The organism is Pseudomonas sp. GW821-FHT10B02 (genome assembly GCF_059415665.1).
Map to the genome: position 1 here is coordinate 53,123 of NZ_JBWKNR010000008.1, position 19,292 is coordinate 72,414.

The following is a 19,292-nucleotide window of genomic DNA, read 5'->3' on the forward strand; positions in this document are numbered from 1 at the left end:
TTTGCTCCAAGGAGTACTGCTGATGTCCCTGCTGTCGGCAGGTGCCGCCCAGGCTGCACCGATCGATCTGATTATCGACACCGACCCCGGTGCCGACGACGTGGTGGCCTTGCTGCTGGCCATGGCTTCGCCCGATGAGCTGAAGATTCGCGCCATCACCACCGTGGCCGGCAACGTGCGCCTGGACAAGACCTCGCGCAATGCACGGCTGGCCAGGGAGTGGGGCGGGCGCGAGGACATTCCGGTGTATGCCGGTGCACCCAAACCGTTGCTGCGCGCTCCGATCTACGCGGCGAATATTCATGGCGAGGAGGGCTTGCCCGGTGTTCCGGTGCATGAGCCCAAGGCCGGCCTGGCCAAAGGCAACGCCGTTCAGTACCTGATCGACACCCTGGGCAAGGCCGAGCCGCACAGCATCACGGTAGCCATGCTAGGCCCGCAGACCAACCTGGCCCTGGCGCTGATCCAGGCACCGGAAATCACCAAGGGCATCAAGGAAGTGGTGGTGATGGGCGGCGCGCACTTCAACGGTGGCAACATCACCCCGGTGGCCGAGTTCAACCTGTTCGCCGACCCGGAGGCCGCTGAAGTGGTGCTCAGCAGCGGGGTCAAACTGACTTACCTGCCGCTGGACGTCACCCACAAAGTGCTGACCAGCGACGCGCGCCTCAGCCAGCTGGCGGCAGTGAACAACCAGGCCAGCAAGCTGGTGGTGGATATTCTCAATGCCTACATCAAGACCGACATGGACCATTACGGCATGCCCGGAGGCCCGGTGCATGACGCCAGCGTGATCGCCTACCTGCTCAAGCCTGAGCTGTTCAAGGGGCGGCAAATTCACATGCAGGTAGACAGCCGCGAAGGCCCGACCTACGGCCAGACCATTGCTGACTGGTACAACACCCTGGAGCAGCCGAGCAACGTGATGTGGATCGACAGCGCTGATGCCCAGGGCTTTTTTGACCTGCTCAGTACGCGGCTTGCGCGTCTGGAGTAGCGTGCGCATAGCGCTCAAAGACCTGATCGACGAAGCTGCGCGCAGCCTCGTTGCCCAGGTCTTTGACCAGCAGGTCAACAGCAATCAGCATCAATTCTTCGGCGCTGGCCGGGCTGTAGGCGCTCTGGCCCTCGGGCCATTTGACCTTGATGTCGGCATCGATGATGTGGCTTGTCATAAGCGGTTCCGAAAAAACTGCGCGCACTGTGGGTTCAAATGCCGGGCCCTGGCGTTTGAAAGGGGAGGCCTGATTGCGCTCCGCCGTAGGCTGCAGTAAATCATGCCAATGCCTGCCAAGGCACTGCGACTTAGGCATAAGCGCGGGGGTCGTGGCAAACTAACGGTTTCCAGCTAGTCGGAACAGCGCTGTGCAGATCGATTTGAACAACCCCGAACAGTTCACCCTTGAGGCCGTGCGCAGCATGCTTGGCGCGGGCAGCAATGCGGTGCACAACCAGCTGCGGGTCAACCGTAGCGGTGTTGCCTGGCTGTCACAGGTGGTCGGTGGCCGCGAACTGGAGGGCCTGGCCTTTCGTCTGGAAACCTGGGCAGCCGGTTCCGGCTGCGTCGGTGAACAGGCTGCGGCGGACGAGCGCTGGGTGTTGCAGGTGTTCAACGTGTTACAGGCCAACTGGCCGAAACCCTCGAGCGATTACATCGACCTGTACTGAGTTGCGACGGCGTTTGTGCAAAATTCCGTGACGATTGCGCTTTTACCTGAGTGCGCTGGCTCAGGCAGACTTGACGGGTTTTGCAACAAAAAACCAGCGAGACTGTCAGATAGGCAGCAGTATTTCTGTATTTAAAGGAGGATTCATGTTCCGTGCATCATTGATGAGCCTGTTGGCGGTTGCCGTTCTGGCCGGTTGCAGCAGCACTGGTGGTTCGTCGTCGAAGGCGCCAGAGGCTGCGGCGAACAACGATGGTCGCTGCGAGGCGCGTGGCGCTCAGTTCGCCATCGGCAAGCAGGCCACTCCGGCGTTGGTCGAGCAGGCGCGCAAGGCCAGCGGCTCGCAAATGGCGCATGCCCTTGGGCCGCGTGATGTCATGACAATGGATTACCGCTCCGAGCGTTTGAACCTGCACACCGATGCCCAGGGCGTGGTCACCAGCGTCAACTGCGGCTGATCCGATCGCCGGCAAGGCCGGCTCCCACAATGGCAGCACTGCCGCACACCTGTGGGAGCTGGCCTTGCCAGCGATGGGTCGCACAGCGACCCCGAACTGCAGGCACAAAAAAACCCGCCACAAGGACGGGTTTTTTTATTCGGTCAGAGCTTACTCTGGACGAACTTGTGCAGCCTGCATGCCCTTCTGGCCTTTTTCGGCAACGAAGGAGACAGTCTGGCCTTCCTTCAGGCTTTTGAAACCGTCGGTTTCGATAGCCTTGAAGTGAACGAACAGGTCGTCGCCGCCACCTTGTGGAGTGATGAAGCCGAAGCCTTTCTCATCGTTGAACCATTTTACGGTGCCGGTTTGGCGATTAGACATGGGTGTATCTCCAAGAAACATGATTTTCAGTAGTGCGGTGTTGCCGAGGCCAACAGGGTGCACGCCGACCATCATAGTCTAATTATGGGCTTGTAGCCCCTTTTACCTTCGCAGATTGCTGATCTGGAGCAAAATAGCGATGGATTACCTGGCCAAAGGCCTATTTTTTCGGGGCGCAGGCAGCTGCGACCTGTTTTCGTGTGTTCTCCATCAGCGTCGCATTTACGCCATCCTGCAGGGTGTCGAGGTCCTTGATCTGCTCATCGCTGAGGTTTTTTTCCAGCACCTTGGCGGCGCAGCTGCAGTGCGCTTCGGCTTTGTCCTTGGTCACGCCTTGCTGCTTCTGCGCCTGAGCCACGCAGGTCGCCTGGTAGTCGGCGGGCAGCTTGCCGGCAGTGGCGCTCAGCGGCAACAGCAGGGCAGAGGTGGCCGCCAGGGCCAGAAGTGACTGAACTCGCATAACCAAACACTCCTTGGGTTGGGTCTTTCAAGAGTAGGACGCTTCACAAGCTCTGAGCGGAAAATTTCCGTTCAAGTTCCCCTCAATCGCCGCAAAGCTTTGTGCTAGCATGCTCAGCTCGGAAACGCGCCAGCACCTGCTGTAGCGCAGCTCCCAACTTTTTTATTCCAGTCACTCTGGTTCGTTCCCTGGCAGGCTTTCGGGCTTCTGCCACTGTGAGGCAGGCTTTGCTTGTGCAAAGACAGGGGCGGATCGCGTACTGGCTCATCCCAACCCACGTGACCTTTGGTAGGGGTCACCACTAGGAGAGGAGGCGCCATGCCCATTATTACTCTTCCCGATGGCAGTCAACGTTCCTTCGACAAGGCCGTATCCGTAGCCGAAGTCGCCGCATCCATTGGTGCCGGCCTGGCCAAGGCCACCGTCGCCGGTAAAGTCGACGGCAAGCTGGTCGATGCCTGCGACCTGATCGAACACGACGCCAAACTGCAAATCATCACGCCCAAGGACGAAGAGGGGCTGGAGATCATCCGTCACTCGTGCGCCCACCTGGTCGGCCACGCAGTCAAGCAGCTGTACCCGACGGCGAAAATGGTCATCGGTCCGGTCATCGACGAAGGCTTCTATTACGACATCGCCTACGAGCGTCCTTTCACGCCTGACGACATGGCTGCCATCGAGCAGCGCATGCAGCAGCTGATCGACACCGATTACGACGTCATCAAAAAGGTCACTCCGCGCGCCGAAGTGATCGAAGTGTTCGAGGCCCGCGGCGAAGACTACAAGCTGCGCCTGGTCGAAGACATGCCGGATGAACAGGCCATGGGTCTGTACTACCACGAAGAATACGTCGACATGTGCCGCGGTCCGCACGTGCCGAACACCCGTTTCCTGAAATCGTTCAAGCTGACCAAGCTGTCCGGCGCCTACTGGCGCGGCGATGCCAAGAACGAGCAGCTGCAGCGCGTCTACGGCACTGCCTGGGCCGACAAGAAGCAGCTGGCTGCTTACATTCAGCGCATCGAAGAAGCGGAAAAACGCGATCACCGTAAAATCGGCAAGCGCCTGGGCCTGTTCCACCTCCAGGAAGAAGCGCCGGGCATGGTGTTCTGGCACCCGAACGGCTGGACCCTGTACCAGGTACTGGAACAGTACATGCGCAAGGTTCAGCGCGAGAACGGCTACCTGGAGATCAAGACTCCGCAGGTTGTTGACCGTTCGCTGTGGGAAAAGTCTGGCCACTGGGCCAACTACGCCGACAACATGTTCACCACCCAGTCGGAAAACCGCGACTACGCCATCAAGCCAATGAACTGCCCTTGCCACGTGCAGGTGTTCAACCAGGGCCTGAAGAGCTACCGCGAGCTGCCGCTGCGTCTGGCCGAGTTCGGTGCTTGCCACCGTAACGAGCCGTCCGGTGCCCTGCACGGGATCATGCGCGTGCGTGGCTTCACTCAGGACGACGCACACATCTTCTGCACCGAAGAGCAGATGCAGTCCGAATCCGCTGCGTTCATCAAGCTGACCATGGATGTCTATGCCGACTTCGGCTTCAAAGACATCGAAATGAAGCTGTCGACCCGCCCTGAGAAGCGCGTCGGTTCCGATGAACTGTGGGATCGCGCCGAAGCAGCCCTGGCCGCCGCACTCGACAGCGCAGGCCTGCCGTACGACCTGCAGCCGGGCGAGGGCGCCTTCTACGGTCCGAAGATCGAGTTCTCGCTCAAGGATTGCCTGGGTCGTGTCTGGCAATGTGGTACCCTGCAGCTCGACTTCAACCTGCCGATCCGTCTCGGTGCCGAATTCGTCTCCGAAGACAACGGCCGCAAGCACCCTGTGATGCTGCACCGCGCGATCCTCGGATCGTTCGAGCGCTTCGTCGGAATTCTCATCGAGCACTACGAAGGTGCGTTCCCGGCTTGGCTGGCGCCAACCCAGGCGGTGATCATGAATATCACCGACAAACAGGCTGAATTTGCTCAGCAAGTGGAAAAAACTCTGGCCGAAAGCGGTTTCCGTGCCAAGTCCGACTTGAGAAATGAGAAAATTGGCTTTAAGATCCGCGAGCATACCTTGCTCAAGGTTCCTTATCTCCTGGTTATCGGGGATCGGGAAGTCGAAACGCAAACTGTCGCTGTGCGTACCCGTGAAGGTGCAGACCTGGGCTCGATGCCCGTCGCCCAGTTCACGGAATTGCTCGCGCAAGCGGTTTCCCGGCGTGGTCGCCAAGATTCGGAGTAATTACTATTAAGCGTGATATGAGACAAGACAAACGAGCTGTACCGAAAGCCCCGATCAACGAGAATATCTCGGCACGTGAGGTTCGGTTAATTGGCGCTGACGGCGAGCAGTTAGGCATCGTCTCGATTGAAGAAGCGCTTCGTATCGCTGAAGAAGCGAAACTGGATCTGGTAGAAATTTCTGCTGACGCTGTACCCCCTGTCTGCAAAGTCCTCGACTACGGCAAGAGCCTGTTCGAGAAGAAAAAGCAGCAGGCTGCGGCGAAGAAGAACCAGAAGATCATCCAGATCAAAGAAATCAAGTTTCGTCCAGGGACGGAGGAAGGGGATTACCAGGTAAAACTACGCAACCTGGTACGTTTCCTTAGTGATGGGGACAAGACCAAGATCTCTCTGAGATTCCGTGGTCGTGAGATGGCCCACCAGGAGCTGGGTATGGAACTGTTGAAGCGGATCGAAGCTGATCTCGCCGAATACGGGACCGTCGAACAGCATCCGAAGATGGAAGGACGCCAGCTTTTGATGGTCATCGCCCCCAAGAAAAAGAAATAACCACCAGGGCACGGCAGGCCTTGCGGTTATGTTTATCAACTGAATGCGGAGTATCCGAACATGCCAAAAATGAAAACCAAAAGCGGTGCAGCCAAGCGTTTCTTGAAAACGGCTAACGGCATCAAGCACAAGCACGCTTTTAAGAGCCACATCCTGACCAAAATGTCGACCAAGCGTAAGCGTCAACTTCGCGGTAGCAGCCTGCTGCACGCGTCGGACGTTGCAAAAGTCGAGCGCATGCTGCGCCTTCGTTAATTTTTGGTTCTAGATAGAGGAAGTTACTCATGGCTCGTGTAAAGCGTGGCGTCATCGCTCGTAAGCGTCACAAGAAAATTCTGAAACTGGCTAAAGGTTACTACGGCGCTCGCTCGCGCGTTTTCCGTGTTGCCAAGCAAGCGGTCATCAAGGCAGGCCAATACGCCTACCGCGACCGTCGTCAGAAAAAACGTCAGTTCCGCGCTCTGTGGATCGCTCGTATCAACGCTGGTGCGCGTATCAACGGTCTGTCCTACAGCCGCCTGATCGCTGGCCTGAAAAAAGCGTCGATCGAAATCGACCGTAAGGTTCTGGCTGATCTGGCAGTGAACGAAAAAGCGGCGTTTGCTGCGATTGTCGAGAAAGCTAAAGCCTCGCTGGCTTAAGTACCCCGACAATCACCCGGCGTCATTTCCGGCGCCAGGTGTTAACGTCTTAATAGGGGAAGAGCCTGCGCTCTTCCCCTATTTTGTATCTGGAGTCTGTACATGGAAAACCTGGACGCGCTGGTCTCCCAAGCCCTGGAGGCCGTGGAACGCGCTGAAGACATCAATGCCCTGGAACAGATCCGGGTTCAATTCCTTGGCAAGAAAGGCGAACTGACCCAGGTGATGAAGACCCTGGGCAACATGCCTGCCGAAGAGCGGCCAAAAGTTGGCGCGCTGATCAACGACGCCAAGGAACGCGTCACCGAGGTGCTCAACGCGCGCAAGGCGGCTTTCGAAGAAGCCGAACTCAGCGCCCGTCTGGCCGCCGAGTGCATTGATGTGACCCTGCCGGGCCGTGGCCAGACCTCCGGTGGTCTGCATCCGATCACCCGTACCCTGGAGCGCATCGAGCAGTTCTTCACCCACATCGGCTACGGCATCGCCGAAGGCCCTGAGGTCGAAGACGACTACCACAACTTCGAAGCCCTCAACATTCCCGGCCACCACCCGGCCCGGGCAATGCATGACACCTTCTACTTCAATGCCAACATGCTGCTGCGCACCCACACCTCGCCGGTGCAGGTACGGACCATGGAGTCCAGCCAGCCGCCAATCCGCATTGTCTGCCCGGGCCGCGTATACCGCTGCGACTCGGACCTGACCCACTCGCCGATGTTTCACCAGGTCGAAGGCCTGCTGATCGATCGCGACATCAATTTCGCCGACCTCAAAGGCACCATCGAAGAATTCCTGCGGGTGTTCTTCGAAAAGGAACTGGCGGTTCGCTTCCGTCCGTCCTTCTTCCCCTTCACCGAGCCATCGGCTGAAGTCGACATCCAGTGCGTGATCTGCTCCGGCAAAGGCTGCCGCGTGTGCAAGCAGACCGGCTGGCTGGAAGTCATGGGTTGCGGCATGGTTCACCCGAACGTGCTGCGCATGTCTGGCATCGATCCTGAAGAGTTTCAGGGCTTTGCCTTCGGCATGGGCGCCGAGCGCCTGGCCATGCTGCGTTACGGCGTCAACGATTTGCGCCTGTTCTTCGACAACGACTTGCGGTTCCTTGCGCAATTTCGCTAGGTCGCGCACCCGTAACGAATCTTTCAGGAGAGCAGGATGAAATTCAGTGAAAAATGGCTGCGCGGTTGGGTCAACCCGCAGGTATCCCGCGACGATCTGGTTGCCCGTCTTTCGATGGCCGGCCTTGAAGTCGACAGCGTTACCCCGGCTGCCGGTCAGTTCAGCGGCATCGTCGTCGGTGAGGTGCTGAGCACCGAACAGCACCCCGACGCCGACAAACTGCGCGTGTGCCAGGTCAGCAGCGGCAGCGAGACCTTCCAGGTAGTGTGCGGCGCGCCAAACGTGCGCCCTGGCCTGAAGATCCCGTTCGCCATGATCGGCGCCGAACTGCCGGGCGACTTCAAAATCAAGAAAGCCAAGCTGCGTGGCGTTGAGTCCAACGGCATGCTGTGCTCGGCTGCCGAACTGCAGATCAGCGAAGAGAACGACGGCCTGCTGGAACTGGCGGCCGACGCCCCGGTAGGCGAAGACATTCGCGTGTACCTGGACCTGGACGACGCCAGCATCGAAATCGGCCTGACCCCGAACCGTGGCGACTGCCTGTCGGTTGCAGGTCTGGCGCGTGACGTCGGTGCCTTGTACGACGTACCGGTAACCCGCCTAGCCGTGCCGGCCGTTGCTGCTGCCCACGACGAAGTGCGTCCGGTTGAAGTGCTGGCTCCAGCAGCCTGCCCACGTTACCTGGGCCGCGTTATCCGTAACGTCGACCTGTCGCGTCCGACCCCGCTGTGGATGGTCGAGCGTCTGCGTCGTTCCGACGTACGCAGCATCGACGCCGCCGTCGACATCACCAACTACGTGATGCTCGAACTGGGCCAGCCGATGCACGCCTTCGATCTCGCCGAGATCAACGGCGGCATTCGCGTGCGCATGGCCGAGGAGGGCGAGAAACTCGTGCTGCTCGACGGTCAGGAAGTGGCGCTGCGTAGCGACACCCTGGTCATCGCCGACCACTCCCGCGCCCTGGCCATCGCCGGCGTCATGGGTGGTGAGCACAGCGGTGTTTCCGCTACCACTCGCGACATCTTCCTCGAAAGCGCCTTCTTCGAGCCGATTTCGGTTGCTGGCAAGGCCCGTTCCTACGGCCTGCACACCGATGCCTCGCACCGCTACGAGCGTGGCGTCGACTCAGAGCTGGCCCGCGAAGCCATCGAGCGTGCCACTGGCCTGCTGCTGGACATCGTCGGCGGCGAAGCCGGCCCTGTGGTTGACGTCACCAGCGAAGCGCACCTGCCGAAGGTTGCCCCGGTCACCCTGCGTGCCGAGCGCCTGACCCAGATGCTGGGCATGGAAATGGCCAGCGCCGAAGTCGAGCAACTGCTCAACGGCCTGGGCCTGAAAACCACCGCTGGTGAAGGCCAGTGGCAGGTCGAAGTGCCAAGCCATCGCTTCGACATCAGCCTGGAAGTCGACCTGATCGAAGAACTGGCCCGCCTGTACGGCTACAACCGCCTGCCGGTACGTTACCCGCAAGCGCGCCTGGCTCCGCAGGCCAAGGCCGAAGCCCGTGGCGAACTGCCGGCCCTGCGCCGTCTGCTGGTTGCCCGTGGCTATCAGGAAGCGATCACCTACAGCTTCATCGACCCGAAACTTTTCGAACTGTTCAGCCCTGGCGTCGAGCCACTGCTGCTGGCCAACCCGATCTCCAGCGACATGGCGGCCATGCGTGCCTCCCTGTGGCCGGGCCTGGTCAAATCGCTGCAGCACAACCTCAACCGCCAGCAAGACCGCGTACGCATGTTCGAAAGCGGCCTGCGCTTCGTCGGCCAGCTGGGCGACCTCAAGCAAGAGCCAATGCTTGCCGGTGTCGTCTGCGGCAGCCGCCTGCCGGAAGGTTGGGCCAACGGCCGTGACACCATCGACTTCTTCGACGTGAAAGCCGACGTAGAAGCGGTGCTGGGCTTCTCCGGCTCGCTCGCCGAGTTCAGCTTCGTACCGGGCAAACACCCGGCGCTGCATCCGGGCCAAACCGCACGCATCGAGCGTAATGGTCGCGAAGTCGGCTACCTGGGTGCCATCCACCCGGAACTGGCCAAGACCCTCGGCCTCGATCGTCCGGTGTTCGTCTTTGAGCTGGTCCTGGGTGAAGTGGCCGATGGCCGCCTGCCGAAGTTCAGCGAACTGTCGAAATTCCCGGAAGTGCGTCGTGACCTGGCCTTGGTGGCAGGACGTGATGTTGCTTCGAGCTCGGTGCTTGAAGTAATTCGTGACAATGCAGGCGAATGGCTCACGGACCTCAGGCTGTTTGATGTTTATCAGGGTAAAGGCATTGATCCTGATAGAAAAAGCCTTGCCGTAGGCTTGACCTGGCAGCATCCGTCGCGCACTCTTAATGATGAAGAGGTGAATACCGCGACACAAAACATCCTCACCTCGCTCGAACAAAGGTTGAACACCACGTTAAGGAAATAGCGTATGGGTGCTCTGACGAAAGCTGAGATGGCCGAACGGCTGTACGAGGAGCTGGGCCTGAACAAACGTGAAGCCAAGGAATTGGTTGAACTGTTCTTTGAGGAAATCAGGCACGCTCTGGAAGACAACGAGCAGGTCAAATTGTCCGGATTCGGCAATTTTGACCTGCGTGACAAACGCCAGCGGCCGGGCCGCAACCCCAAGACAGGGGAAGAGATCCCGATCACGGCGCGTCGAGTCGTCACCTTTCGTCCAGGGCAGAAGTTGAAAGCCCGAGTTGAGGCCTATGCTGGAACCAAGTCATAACGACGAGCTTCCGCCGATTCCAGGCAAACGCTACTTCACCATTGGTGAAGTGAGCGAGCTTTGTGCGGTAAAACCGCACGTGCTCCGCTACTGGGAGCAGGAATTCCCGCAACTCAACCCGGTGAAGCGCCGCGGTAACCGGCGGTACTATCAGCGCCAGGACGTGCTGATGATCCGCCAGATCCGCGCGCTGCTGTACGACCAGGGCTTCACCATCGGCGGGGCGCGTTTGCGCCTCTCTGGCGATGAAGCCAAGGACGACACCACTCAATACAAACAGCTGATCCGGCAGATGATTGTCGAGTTGGAAGACGTGTTGGTGGTGCTGAAGAAGTAGCCCGTATCGGGCCGGGAATTTTGGAAAAAATGCTTCCATAATTCAAAAGGTTAGGGTACATTCTTCAACGTTCTCAGTAACTAGGGGAACATGCTTCAAGCCCAGTCGGGGCGTAGCGCAGCCCGGTAGCGCACTTGCATGGGGTGCAAGGGGTCGAGTGTTCGAATCACTCCGTCCCGACCATTATTTACTGAGTTAGCTCAGACAACAAAGCCGATCAATCTGATCGGCTTTTTTGTGTCTGCAGTATTTATCTCGGTGCACTCAAGCCGATACCTCCCTCTAGTTCAGCCTAATTATCAGATCTTCCTGGTAGTCAAGTTCGTTATAACTTTGACGAGGAAGAGCTGTTAAAACCTTTAATGCATCTAGTTTTTAGGCTGTTTTTTGCTAAATTATTGTGTTTGTAGCTTTTTTTTCGATATGAACGATTATCTTGTTTACGAATTTTCCGCCTCGGGTTAGCGTTCTGGGTGGCGCTTTGCCATTACTTTATGACTGAAGCCGCTAAAAGATTGGAGAGGCCTCGCCATTTTTGTGTTGCGGCCATATCTTGAGCAACTGCTTGAGATTGCTTTTGACTTACTTCTTGTTTTGGTTTTGGAAGACCTTACTCATGTCCAATGTAGTCAACCAGCATACAAAAAAATATCCGAATATAAATTACAATGATGTTATGCATTTGTATGATTATCATCCTTGGGGGGATGGAACAAATCCAAATATTGATAACATAACGCATACAATACTTAATATTAAAAATCAATCAAATGAGGCTCGGGCTCAGGCTAGGAGAAGAGCTGCTGTTAATTACTTTACCAAGGTGTTGACTACCCCTCCAGGAGGACTATCCAAGTTGGTTGATGGTGATCCATGTTTTTTTGCAGTCGTACCTTCGCACACAAAAGGGAATGTTTCCGAAGGTTTGATGTCGCTTATGCGTAATTTGATAAAGGATTTCAATTTTGTTAATGCGAACAACATCCTTTTAAGATATAATGGTGTTCAGAAGGCTGCAGCTGGTGGGGTTAGATGCGTAAAAGTACATTCAGACTCAATAAGAGTTACAGAAGAGATTAACGGTAAAACAGTATTTCTTTTCGATGATGTCGCTAGTACCGGGTGCAGTTTGTTGGCGTGTAAGGAGCTACTTTTGAAGGCGGGTGCTTCACGCGTAGCAATGATTGCGCTGGGGCGAACTTACATGGAATATTAAAATGCGAGCTGAGTATTTTTCTCAATTGATGGCTTTGGTTTTGAAAAAGCAATCGATTCCGAACGATCGCATTTCTAGTTTTCTTAAAGCCAATTTGTCTGATCTGTCTGTCGCTAATGGATTTCCTGAGGTTTCAGATATATTTTCTAGTTTTTTTGTGAATCTTCCGCCTTTATCCAGTCAAGAGTGGGATGATGCTAGGCGCAGTCATGAGAAAAATACTGCGCATGGCATAAGCATGCTTTGCTTTGGAGATGAACGATATCCTCACTATTTAGCATCTCTTACTGATGCCCCGCCAGTATTGTTTTTAAAAGGTAGTTTTAGCGCGCTTACTTCGCTTCCTGGAGTAGCTATTGTTGGTGCTAGAGAAGCCACGGAACCAGGAAAGGAAATCGCTCGGCGAATAGCGAAATTTATGTCTGAGAGCGGTTGGCCTGTTGTGAGTGGTCTTGCGCTGGGTATCGATGCAGCTGCCCATCAAGGAGCTTTGGATGCAGGGGGGATAACAATTGCTGTTTTGGCTGGTGGCGTAGATAAGCCGAATCCGGCTGCCAACATCAAGCTGGGTCATAGTATTTTGGAGGCGGGAGGGGCATGGGTTTCGGAACACCCAGTAGGAACACCACCCAGAAAACATCATTTTGTGCCGCGCAATCGAATTCAGGTAGGGCTTTCTGCTGGATCAATAATTGTCGAAGCAAAGATGCGAAGTGGTTCAATTACTCAGGCAAGATTTTGTGTCAATGAAAATCGTCCTCTGTTTTCAGTAGTGCCAAGTTCTTCGGATAATCCACTTGGGCTAAACTCAGAAGGTACGTTGCATATGGTTGAAGAGCTAGGGGCTATTCCCATTAAAAGTAAGGCTGATTATTTTTTGGTGCAACGGTTGCTTGAGGAAAGTAAAAAAAATTTAGTTGAAGGGCTTGGTTTGTTTGGTCGAGGCAGTGCTCAGCTTATCTAATATTTTCCTTTTTCCATAGTTGGGTTGTGGGTTGTGATATTACACCGGTTATTGCTGTTCGTCGGACGTGCTGTTATATCGCAAGCTGGTATCGCTTATCGCTTGCGGCGCAATAGAAGGTTTTGTGGTTTTAGGTCATGAGCCTAAAGTTAAAATTGGTTTATGAGAGTTTGAAGCGCTCGCGATGTTTTGCTAAATACAGTCTGTTTCCGGCGTTCAGGGTATCAATCGATGTAAAAGTGGTCAGTCCGAAAACTTTTTGCTCTTCAGCTGTAAGGGAGTCGCTGATGATCAGCTGTCCACACTCATGGAAGGATATAAGTCCGCAATCAAATAAGCGATCAATGTGAGTGGCCAGCAATAACCCATTATCAGCATCGAGCCTCGCATGGTTATTAGCTAAGCTCCAAGCATGAATGTGAGAGGCAACTAAGAGATTAGGGTTTCGCACCCCGGTTAAGGCGCATTTACCTTCCCAGCGTTTCATCACCTCAGCACGAAAAGTCCCTTGTCCTAGACGTGCCCTGATCAACGCTTCTCGAGTAGTCTCGTTGACTCTAGAGACCGCTCCAGCATTAATCAGTAGGTCTTCGTATTTAGTAATTACCTCAGCTTGCTCCATAAGAAAGTACGCTGCGTCCGCTGGCAATTGAGCCATATAAATCTGATTCACGCCGCCTGTGCTGTTGAACAGCGTAGGAGTCGTTCGCGAATCGAACTGCGTTTGGTAGGCAGCGCTGATACTTTTGCTCAGTAAAGGGCGATTTAGGGTTTCGAGCGTGATGTCCACTCGAAAGCCCTCGTGGTTCCATTCATTAAATGCGCGAGTAGAAGGGCGTTCTGACCGGTACGCGTCGCGTTCTGCGCGTGCGATAGCTCGTACATAGTTATTGTGGTAGCAGAAAATTAAGTCGCCAGCTTTGACCTTTCCGACGTTTTCCCAATGGGTGCGACGGTGTGTGTTGCCATTTGAGGTTTGCGAGTTCAACGGGGCCCAGAGAAATTTACAGTTTTTTGCTTCCCTGTGAGTCGTGCCAAGGTTCACCCAAAAAAACTGCATTCCGCGTCCCTAATGTCTGGCAGATAGCCATCAACTTTAGCGTGAGATCCTACAAAATAAAAGGAGTTGCCCTACGACATTTCCGGTCGTTGCTTCTGGTAGATGTCTGAAAATTTGCCCGAGTCGGTACAGTGTATTGGTGGGGCTGAGTAGGCCCAGACGCTTGTACGGTCTTTCTCGTTCCAGGCGATTGGGCCAAGGTCTTGGCAGGTACCGGATTGAGCCAAGGGTTGAAAGGTGCTAGCAGCGCGTTTCTTCAGAATTCCCCGATTCCCTGTAGTCCATTTCCGAATCATACTTCCGCAGCTTTCTAGCCATTGCGGTGCTTCCAATCGAGCTCTAGTCTCCCCCAGTCGTTGCCAATTCAACGACCGGTTTTGACAGACCGATTAGCAAGTACCCTTCGGCACGCTTTATGGCGGCTGTACGTGGGGCACATTCGTGTGCGCCGGGTTCCCTTGCTCTCGGTCTGTCAACCCGCGTATAGCTGCCACCTTTCTGTTTGACAGCAGGTCTGTGGCGGCTCCACCAGCAAGGAGTTCCACTATGTTAAAAATCGTCCCCGACCCACCCCTCAACCCCAACCAATCCCTCGAAGACATCCTCGTCCAAATCTCCGAATACCTGGTCTGCGCCATGACCGTGGCACAGCAGACTGTCCTGCTTCATTCCAGCTCTCCAGGCCAGGTGCTGACCTTGGCGACCATGCATGAAATCGACCATGCCCGCGCTTTGGTTGAAGTGGCGTTGAGTAAGGTTCAGTTGCGGCATTGATTTGGCGGCGGTAACCGCGGGGTTCCGTGGTCGGGTGCAGGTGGCTGGTCTGGTATAGGCGAGCGCTTTGCGCTCGATCGCGGGCAACGCCCGCTCCCACAGATTTATTTAGGGTCGCGCTTTAATTGCGGTGGCGGCTAGGGAGGTTGGGATGGATGAGGGTTCGCGGTCAGGTCTCAAGACGGTAGGCGTCGGCACGTTCGCTGAAGGCGAGGGCGGGGTAGGCGCTGAGCGGTTGTTTCGGGTCGAACCAGGGCACGGTGCGGCGTTTGTGCTGGAGCAGGTTTCGGTCATGATGGGCTGTGCGCACCACCTGACGCTGCAAGCCGGCCTTGAGCAGGACGGTACGTCGGCGTGGGCAGCGCATTATCTGGTGGGGATGGCCAAGGCGCTGGTTGAGGATGTGGCCCATGCCATGCTCGTTGAGTCGGGGGCCGGACAGGGCGCAGGTTGATCTCGCGAGTAGCACGCTGCGCAGTCCTGCGGTCAGTACGAGGGTCCACATCAGGCACGGAAAGCCTTGGGGAGCTTTCGCGCCTGATGGTCGAACACTTAGCTAAAGTCGCAATTACAGGTGGAAGTCGCCTGCGGCTTCCGGCTGGTAAAGCACTTTCCTGATCCCGATCCGGCGGGTCCGGTCAGAAACTCGCCAGTCGATGGCGTCCCCCTCCTGATAGCCGAGGATGGCGGCGCCGATGTCGGAGCACACGGAATACTTCCCGGCGCTGCTGTCCGCGTCTTCAGGGTAGACCAGGGCCACTTCGATCTCTTCGTCGTCCAGCTGCAGCAAGGCCCTGGAGTTCATCGTGACGACATTGCGCGCCACCTGCTGCGGCGTGACGACAATGGCTCGCTCAAGCTCATGTTCGAGTTCAACAACGGCCGGGCCTTGCTCGAGCGCGATCAGGCTCTCGAGCCTGGCCTTGTCGATTTCAGTGATGTAGATCTCAGTGGCGTCGGCAACGGTACCTTCGCGCAAGCACTGGAGATAGCGCCCCGCCGTCATGGCAAATGACTTCAATTTCGGTGTTTCGCTCTCAAGCAGAAAGCCGCTGCGCAGAAAGGCTTTCAGCGAGCGCACGTTGTCCGGGTGGATCTTGGCGATGAGCTTCTCGGCCCGCATGTCGAGGAAGGCCAGTTTCATGCCTTCGCGGATGGTGCGGGCGCCAAGGTTTCGGCCCCATTTGTCGCTGTCTCCGATGACCAGGACGATCTCGCAATTCGGGCCGGTCTTGATCAGACGGACAAAGCCCACCGGGGCGTCATGCCGGTCATAGGCCATGAAGAATCGGCCGCCGCGGTTGAATAGGTGGGTCAGGATCGGCAATTGAGTCCGATCGATGACTTGCTCGATGGAGCGGGAGACATGACGCGAATCGCTCAGGTAGCAGGTAACGCGCTCATCTTCCAACCAATCCATCAGTGTCAGTGCGTGTGCCCGAGTAATTTCCGGGCACAGCGAAATGAAAGGCTTGTTCATCTTCACCACAGTTATATGTAAAGGATGAAAGCCCTTCATGGCTATGGCCATGACGGTTCTTTCGGCAACCGGCTATTTTACGACATAACGCGAGTAATGCCGAATAGCAGTCGCCCTGTGCCTGACCTGTTGGGTTACCTCGAAGTGGTTGACTGGCCAGAGGTCCCCTGCCGCGAGTAGGCCGACTGCAGACTGTAAATCTACGGATGATGTAAAAATGCCACTATTCGAGTGCTGCATGCTAATAGAGCTGGTAAAGTGCGCGCCGCTGTCACTTTGGGAAGGAGATCCCGTATGAAGCTTGCGCAAGTATTGATGCTCACCATTGCCGCCGCGACGTCACTCACTGGTTGTGTGGTGCAGAGTACTTACAGTAAATCAGTGGCTGTTACCAAGGACGCTGCCGGTCGTGTGGTGCAAACGGTGGAAACTGAAACCGTCGTTCAGCCCGGGCAGGGCTACCCAATCCGTTTAGAGAAAATTACCGGCGTTCAGCCTCAGTAACGGCTGCGCTGAGTTTCCGAGATCGGGCCAGGGTGGTGATCTGTTTGGGCAGCGCATTATCTGGTTGGGATGGCCAAGGCCCTGGTCGAGGACTTGGCCCATGGCCTGCCGGTATCAACCCAGGGCCGGACCGGTTTGCGGGTAGCCGGTCCAGTGGTTGCAGCGGGGGCGATCAGATCGCTACGGCAATCAGGTCGATGCTTCTGTCTTGAGCATCAATGATGAAGGGCAGCGGCATGGGGTGTGGCGTGTCAATGGAGGTAACCTCGAAACCGCCCACGACCAGGGGCTGCCGCTGTTCCAGTACTATCGATTCCTCCGCCAGCCGTTTGACCATTCTCGCGTGGTTCATTGCGATTTCGTTGAGCGTTGACACGTTACATCTCCGATAACTGAGCAGGCGTCTCTTAGGCGCCCGTAAAGGATAATTTTGGCCGCTGCCGCGTCAGAATTACGTCTTTTCGGGGCCGCTGAGGCGGGCTTGTGCAATAGCCAAGCCAGGCAGTGACGGAAATTTGCTGTCGGGTTTTGAATGCGACGAATGGTGATTAGTTTGGTAGGGGCTGTAACTGGCGATGGGCTGTTTTGCAGCTCATCGCCAGTTTAAGCAGGGTGTTAACTCGCGTATCGAGGTCTCAAGACAACAGCCAGGTGCTGGTTGGCTTTTGCATGCGGCTAATTCCTACCGCATGGCAGCGCTCAAGAATTGGCAGTATGTAGGTGATTACGCATACGCCCACGGTACCGTCCGGTTGTGTACGGGCTGCCAGGCACAAGGGGCCCGCATCTGCCGGTTGGTGGCTCGATTTGATTTGGATGGCACTGGGTTGACCAATGTGTTCATGCTGGACAAGGTAGTCCAAGGTCCGTTGAATAGCCTCACGGGAAATCTGGATCGGTGTGTCGCCCTCACCGGTGGTGATGTGCAGACGATCATTCGCGATGGTATCTATCCGGAACTCGCAATTTCTCGGGGTGTACGGCGTTTGCAATGTTTGATCAGCCAATCGGTTGATCAGCGCCCAAAGCGTGCTATCGACTTGAGTAATAGGGTGCATGAGTCGTTTGCGTTCCTGTGTCGTGGGTTACATCAGTTGTCGATGGGGTCTGGTTTTAGCGTGATTTCAGTTTGGCGCCACCTGGCCTGACTTCATTCTCGAATTGCATCAGCACTATCATCTTCTGCGTAATTTCATCGATCACGGTCTGTTCATCAAAGGATGCCAGCTTCCATTCGAAGCCGATGATTGACTTGCCTTCAGTCCAGGGTTGCTTTGTGGTGTTGGTGAACATCTCGCGGCCTTGCTGCATCAGTGCATCGTTAACGTCACACAGATAAACCCGTACGAATGGCCGCAACGGGCTTTGTTTACAGTTCAAATACAGCACCACATCCGACCACGAACCCCAGTCGTTGCAGGCGTAGCGCAGCGCGGGTCCGTTTTTCCAGTTATGCCGACGTGTGAAGGGCGCGTAGCCTGGTATGTCTGCAAGCCGTTCAAGTACTTTGCTATTCAAGGCTTCGATGGCTTTGTCGCGAAGCTTGTTCAGGTCATTGATTTGCGGCAAATGCTCGAAGATAAAATCTATGGTTTTGCTGTCCATGGCGCGCTCTACCGTGACGTTTTCCAGATGCAGCAGAAACTCCCCAGCCAATACCTGCCATTTATCCAGGGGCTTGAGCTCGGTGTGATGGGATAGCTGCGTGCGTAAGGCGGTGGTGAATTTGCTATAGCTCAGGCCCGTCCAGGCATTGCTGACACTTTGTCCGGAAGGGGAAAGCACTACAAATTTTGGTTGCCGCCGCGCTTCATCGAGCAAGCCTGCGGCGTGCTTTTCATAATCAGCAAACGGGTTCACCTGGCTGTGGAATATCTTGTTTTCCAGTAGCAGATTCCAGGTTTCACCGTGCAGAATCAGGTCGATACGATTGCCATTGACGGTATTGACCTCTCGCTGCGGTGGTAGCCGAAGTTGAGTGTCGAACTGCTCCGTGCCCGGTAGGCAACTCAGCAGGGCGCGAAGGAAACAATCGCCAAACCCATGAATCTGCGCGGGATCGAGGAAGAACGCCAGCAGGTCGGTCGTGGGGTTTTCGTAGTAGCCGCGCCCACCAAGGGCGAAGATGCTGGGTTCGTAGGGTGGCTGACGGTGTTGTTCGGCCTGCGCAAGCAAAGCGCGAGCATGCTCCAGATCCATGGCATTGGTCCTTTGTGATCGCCTGAAGATGGCTCAGGCAAGTCATATTGACGTGATGGCTTTATGGTATCAAGGATGGGTAGGCGTTGTTTCGGGCTGATGGCTTGTCATGGGTAAGCTCGCTTCCACAGTGGGCGGCGGCGATGTTTAAAATAGCCTCGAACATTGATAGCATCTGGCCACTTCTCTGGAGGCCTTGTCGTGATGCGAGTTGTTCCCCGTTTGTTGGGCTTGGCCCTGATCATGATGCTCGGCACGTCCAGTGTCCTGGCTGCCAACACGCCTTGCTCCGGGCGCAAGGGCGGTATTGCCGGTTGTGATGGCGACCTGTTTCTGTGCAATGACGGCTCAATCAGTGGCTCGAAAAAAAGCTGCAGCGCCTACGTTGGCGTCAGCCCTGCGCGACCAGCAGTGCAACCGCTGCAAGGCGCAAACAACAGCTGTGGCTGCGGAACCGGCACCTTCTGCACCGGACCACGGGGCGGCGTTTATTGCCTGACGCCGAGCGGCAAGAAGAGTTACCGGCGTCAGTGATGCTGA

The 19,292-nt window shown here is 56.0% G+C and carries 25 protein-coding genes, 1 tRNA gene and 1 pseudogene; 19 read left to right on the top strand and 8 right to left on the bottom strand.

Annotated features, from left to right (window positions below):
• The first annotated feature begins 22 nt into the window (after positions 1-22).
• Positions 23-997, top strand: a complete 975-nt coding sequence (locus AC07OF_RS13680; RefSeq protein ID WP_476445501.1) for a nucleoside hydrolase — start codon at positions 23-25, stop codon at positions 995-997.
• Here the strand turns inward: AC07OF_RS13680 and AC07OF_RS13685 are convergent.
• Complete coding sequence (locus AC07OF_RS13685) at positions 969-1,175, bottom strand: hypothetical protein (protein WP_191833711.1); 207 nt, start codon at positions 1,173-1,175, stop codon at positions 969-971. The two genes, AC07OF_RS13680 and AC07OF_RS13685, sit on opposite strands and share 29 nt — an antisense overlap.
• A 190-nt stretch (positions 1,176-1,365) precedes the next feature.
• Between AC07OF_RS13685 and AC07OF_RS13690 the strand changes: the two genes are divergently transcribed.
• A complete protein-coding gene (locus AC07OF_RS13690; protein WP_157192033.1) occupies positions 1,366-1,668 on the top strand; it encodes a hypothetical protein in 303 nt (100 codons plus the stop codon).
• A 145-nt stretch (positions 1,669-1,813) separates the two neighbouring features.
• A complete protein-coding gene (locus AC07OF_RS13695; protein ID WP_476445500.1) occupies positions 1,814-2,125 on the top strand; it encodes an I78 family peptidase inhibitor in 312 nt (103 codons plus the stop codon).
• 150 nt (positions 2,126-2,275) lie between these two features.
• On the opposite strand, the gene AC07OF_RS13700 is transcribed toward AC07OF_RS13695, so the two are convergent.
• Positions 2,276-2,488 (bottom strand): cold-shock protein, encoded by a 213-nt coding sequence (locus AC07OF_RS13700; RefSeq protein WP_007956027.1) that lies wholly within the window; start codon positions 2,486-2,488, stop codon positions 2,276-2,278.
• A 160-nt stretch (positions 2,489-2,648) separates the two neighbouring features.
• A complete protein-coding gene (locus AC07OF_RS13705; protein WP_038609621.1) occupies positions 2,649-2,948 on the bottom strand; it encodes a hypothetical protein in 300 nt (99 codons plus the stop codon).
• 318 nt (positions 2,949-3,266) lie between these two features.
• Here AC07OF_RS13705 and thrS point away from each other — a divergent pair, with 318 nt between their 5' ends.
• The 11 genes from thrS to AC07OF_RS13760 all read left to right on the top strand — a co-directional run bounded on the left by thrS (position 3,267) and on the right by AC07OF_RS13760 (position 12,735).
• Positions 3,267-5,189 (top strand): threonine--tRNA ligase, encoded by a 1,923-nt coding sequence (thrS, locus tag AC07OF_RS13710; protein WP_495072995.1) that lies wholly within the window; start codon positions 3,267-3,269, stop codon positions 5,187-5,189.
• Complete coding sequence (gene infC, locus AC07OF_RS13715) at positions 5,189-5,740, top strand: translation initiation factor IF-3 (RefSeq protein WP_174446961.1); 552 nt, start codon at positions 5,189-5,191, stop codon at positions 5,738-5,740. Before thrS ends, infC begins: the two co-directional genes overlap by 1 nt.
• 60 nt (positions 5,741-5,800) lie before the next feature.
• A complete protein-coding gene (gene rpmI, locus AC07OF_RS13720; protein ID WP_027620572.1) occupies positions 5,801-5,995 on the top strand; it encodes a 50S ribosomal protein L35 in 195 nt (64 codons plus the stop codon).
• Positions 5,996-6,024: 29 nt separating this feature from the next.
• Positions 6,025-6,381 carry a 50S ribosomal protein L20 gene (gene rplT / locus AC07OF_RS13725; RefSeq protein ID WP_010222414.1) on the top strand — a complete coding sequence of 119 codons (357 nt, stop codon included), beginning with the start codon at positions 6,025-6,027 and terminating at the stop codon, positions 6,379-6,381.
• Positions 6,382-6,483: 102 nt separating this feature from the next.
• Entirely contained in the window at positions 6,484-7,500 is a 1,017-nt protein-coding gene (gene pheS, locus AC07OF_RS13730; RefSeq protein ID WP_038609632.1) for a phenylalanine--tRNA ligase subunit alpha, read from the top strand.
• A gap of 36 nt (positions 7,501-7,536) precedes the next feature.
• Positions 7,537-9,912 carry a phenylalanine--tRNA ligase subunit beta gene (gene pheT / locus AC07OF_RS13735; RefSeq protein ID WP_495072996.1) on the top strand — a complete coding sequence of 792 codons (2,376 nt, stop codon included), beginning with the start codon at positions 7,537-7,539 and terminating at the stop codon, positions 9,910-9,912.
• Between the two features lie 3 nt (positions 9,913-9,915).
• Positions 9,916-10,218 (top strand): integration host factor subunit alpha, encoded by a 303-nt coding sequence (gene ihfA, locus AC07OF_RS13740; protein ID WP_002553164.1) that lies wholly within the window; start codon positions 9,916-9,918, stop codon positions 10,216-10,218.
• Positions 10,199-10,555, top strand: a complete 357-nt coding sequence (locus tag AC07OF_RS13745; protein ID WP_010222411.1) for a MerR family transcriptional regulator — start codon at positions 10,199-10,201, stop codon at positions 10,553-10,555. Before ihfA ends, AC07OF_RS13745 begins: the two co-directional genes overlap by 20 nt.
• A 106-nt stretch (positions 10,556-10,661) precedes the next feature.
• A tRNA-Pro gene (locus AC07OF_RS13750) sits at positions 10,662-10,738 on the top strand.
• A 433-nt stretch (positions 10,739-11,171) separates the two neighbouring features.
• Entirely contained in the window at positions 11,172-11,771 is a 600-nt protein-coding gene (locus AC07OF_RS13755; protein WP_495072997.1) for a phosphoribosyltransferase, read from the top strand.
• Between the two features lies 1 nt (position 11,772).
• Positions 11,773-12,735: a DNA-processing protein DprA gene (locus AC07OF_RS13760; RefSeq protein WP_342625018.1), complete on the top strand. Its 963-nt coding sequence runs from the start codon at positions 11,773-11,775 to the stop codon at positions 12,733-12,735.
• Positions 12,736-12,895: 160 nt separating this feature from the next.
• Here the strand turns inward: AC07OF_RS13760 and AC07OF_RS13765 are convergent, their stop codons facing one another.
• Complete coding sequence (locus AC07OF_RS13765) at positions 12,896-13,795, bottom strand: HNH endonuclease (RefSeq protein ID WP_342625019.1); 900 nt, start codon at positions 13,793-13,795, stop codon at positions 12,896-12,898.
• A gap of 546 nt (positions 13,796-14,341) precedes the next feature.
• Between AC07OF_RS13765 and AC07OF_RS13770 the strand changes: the two genes are divergently transcribed.
• The gene (locus AC07OF_RS13770; protein WP_038609710.1) at positions 14,342-14,569 is read left to right on the top strand and encodes a hypothetical protein; all 228 of its coding nucleotides are present in this window, start codon (positions 14,342-14,344) and stop codon (positions 14,567-14,569) included.
• Positions 14,570-14,720: 151 nt separating this feature from the next.
• Positions 14,721-15,023 carry a DUF3077 domain-containing protein gene (locus tag AC07OF_RS13775; protein ID WP_495072998.1) on the top strand — a complete coding sequence of 101 codons (303 nt, stop codon included), beginning with the start codon at positions 14,721-14,723 and terminating at the stop codon, positions 15,021-15,023.
• A gap of 114 nt (positions 15,024-15,137) precedes the next feature.
• On the opposite strand, the gene AC07OF_RS13780 is transcribed toward AC07OF_RS13775, so the two are convergent.
• On the bottom strand, positions 15,138-16,100 hold the full coding sequence (locus AC07OF_RS13780; protein WP_495072999.1) for a bifunctional GNAT family N-acetyltransferase/nucleoside diphosphate kinase regulator: 963 nt from the start codon (positions 16,098-16,100) through the stop codon (positions 15,138-15,140).
• A 243-nt stretch (positions 16,101-16,343) separates the two neighbouring features.
• Between AC07OF_RS13780 and AC07OF_RS13785 the strand changes: the two genes are divergently transcribed.
• Positions 16,344-16,553 (top strand): hypothetical protein, encoded by a 210-nt coding sequence (locus AC07OF_RS13785; RefSeq protein WP_495073000.1) that lies wholly within the window; start codon positions 16,344-16,346, stop codon positions 16,551-16,553.
• Positions 16,554-16,595: 42 nt separating this feature from the next.
• Positions 16,596-16,775: pseudogene (locus AC07OF_RS13790) on the top strand (DUF3077 domain-containing protein); the annotation flags it as partial.
• Here the strand turns inward: AC07OF_RS13790 and AC07OF_RS13795 are convergent.
• The 3 genes from AC07OF_RS13795 to AC07OF_RS13805 all read right to left on the bottom strand — a co-directional run bounded on the left by AC07OF_RS13795 (position 16,726) and on the right by AC07OF_RS13805 (position 18,752).
• The gene (locus AC07OF_RS13795; RefSeq protein WP_495073001.1) at positions 16,726-16,929 is read right to left on the bottom strand and encodes a hypothetical protein; all 204 of its coding nucleotides are present in this window, start codon (positions 16,927-16,929) and stop codon (positions 16,726-16,728) included. The pseudogene AC07OF_RS13790 and the gene AC07OF_RS13795 sit on opposite strands and share 50 nt — an antisense overlap.
• Positions 16,930-17,188: 259 nt before the next feature.
• A complete protein-coding gene (locus tag AC07OF_RS13800) occupies positions 17,189-17,611 on the bottom strand; it encodes a hypothetical protein (RefSeq protein WP_495073002.1) in 423 nt (140 codons plus the stop codon).
• 55 nt (positions 17,612-17,666) lie between these two features.
• Positions 17,667-18,752 carry a PD-(D/E)XK nuclease family protein gene (locus tag AC07OF_RS13805; protein ID WP_495073003.1) on the bottom strand — a complete coding sequence of 362 codons (1,086 nt, stop codon included), beginning with the start codon at positions 18,750-18,752 and terminating at the stop codon, positions 17,667-17,669.
• A gap of 243 nt (positions 18,753-18,995) precedes the next feature.
• On the opposite strand from AC07OF_RS13805, the gene AC07OF_RS13810 reads away from it, so the two are divergent.
• Entirely contained in the window at positions 18,996-19,286 is a 291-nt protein-coding gene (locus tag AC07OF_RS13810; RefSeq protein ID WP_495073042.1) for a YdcA family protein, read from the top strand.
• Positions 19,287-19,292 lie beyond the last annotated feature (6 nt).

Excerpts from the sequence above, each read along its gene's own strand:
- AC07OF_RS13745 (WP_010222411.1), top strand. The coding sequence starts at position 10,199 with ATGCTGGAACCAAGTCATAACGACGAGCTTCCGCCGATTCCAGGCAAA.
- rplT (WP_010222414.1), top strand. The coding sequence starts at position 6,025 with ATGGCTCGTGTAAAGCGTGGCGTCATCGCTCGTAAGCGTCACAAGAAA.
- AC07OF_RS13780 (WP_495072999.1), bottom strand. The coding sequence starts at position 16,100 with ATGGCCATAGCCATGAAGGGCTTTCATCCTTTACATATAACTGTGGTG.
- AC07OF_RS13680 (WP_476445501.1), top strand. The coding sequence starts at position 23 with ATGTCCCTGCTGTCGGCAGGTGCCGCCCAGGCTGCACCGATCGATCTG.
- AC07OF_RS13810 (WP_495073042.1), top strand. The coding sequence starts at position 18,996 with ATGATGCTCGGCACGTCCAGTGTCCTGGCTGCCAACACGCCTTGCTCC.
- AC07OF_RS13770 (WP_038609710.1), top strand. The coding sequence starts at position 14,342 with ATGTTAAAAATCGTCCCCGACCCACCCCTCAACCCCAACCAATCCCTC.
- rpmI (WP_027620572.1), top strand. The coding sequence starts at position 5,801 with ATGCCAAAAATGAAAACCAAAAGCGGTGCAGCCAAGCGTTTCTTGAAA.
- AC07OF_RS13805 (WP_495073003.1), bottom strand. The coding sequence starts at position 18,752 with ATGGATCTGGAGCATGCTCGCGCTTTGCTTGCGCAGGCCGAACAACAC.
- AC07OF_RS13800 (WP_495073002.1), bottom strand. The coding sequence starts at position 17,611 with ATGCACCCTATTACTCAAGTCGATAGCACGCTTTGGGCGCTGATCAAC.
- pheT (WP_495072996.1), top strand. The coding sequence starts at position 7,537 with ATGAAATTCAGTGAAAAATGGCTGCGCGGTTGGGTCAACCCGCAGGTA.
- AC07OF_RS13775 (WP_495072998.1), top strand. The coding sequence starts at position 14,721 with ATGGATGAGGGTTCGCGGTCAGGTCTCAAGACGGTAGGCGTCGGCACG.
- AC07OF_RS13765 (WP_342625019.1), bottom strand. The coding sequence starts at position 13,795 with ATGCAGTTTTTTTGGGTGAACCTTGGCACGACTCACAGGGAAGCAAAA.
- AC07OF_RS13685 (WP_191833711.1), bottom strand. The coding sequence starts at position 1,175 with ATGACAAGCCACATCATCGATGCCGACATCAAGGTCAAATGGCCCGAG.
- ihfA (WP_002553164.1), top strand. The coding sequence starts at position 9,916 with ATGGGTGCTCTGACGAAAGCTGAGATGGCCGAACGGCTGTACGAGGAG.
- thrS (WP_495072995.1), top strand. The coding sequence starts at position 3,267 with ATGCCCATTATTACTCTTCCCGATGGCAGTCAACGTTCCTTCGACAAG.
- AC07OF_RS13760 (WP_342625018.1), top strand. The coding sequence starts at position 11,773 with ATGCGAGCTGAGTATTTTTCTCAATTGATGGCTTTGGTTTTGAAAAAG.
- AC07OF_RS13785 (WP_495073000.1), top strand. The coding sequence starts at position 16,344 with ATGAAGCTTGCGCAAGTATTGATGCTCACCATTGCCGCCGCGACGTCA.
- AC07OF_RS13705 (WP_038609621.1), bottom strand. The coding sequence starts at position 2,948 with ATGCGAGTTCAGTCACTTCTGGCCCTGGCGGCCACCTCTGCCCTGCTG.
- pheS (WP_038609632.1), top strand. The coding sequence starts at position 6,484 with ATGGAAAACCTGGACGCGCTGGTCTCCCAAGCCCTGGAGGCCGTGGAA.
- AC07OF_RS13755 (WP_495072997.1), top strand. The coding sequence starts at position 11,172 with ATGTCCAATGTAGTCAACCAGCATACAAAAAAATATCCGAATATAAAT.
- AC07OF_RS13700 (WP_007956027.1), bottom strand. The coding sequence starts at position 2,488 with ATGTCTAATCGCCAAACCGGCACCGTAAAATGGTTCAACGATGAGAAA.
- AC07OF_RS13695 (WP_476445500.1), top strand. The coding sequence starts at position 1,814 with ATGTTCCGTGCATCATTGATGAGCCTGTTGGCGGTTGCCGTTCTGGCC.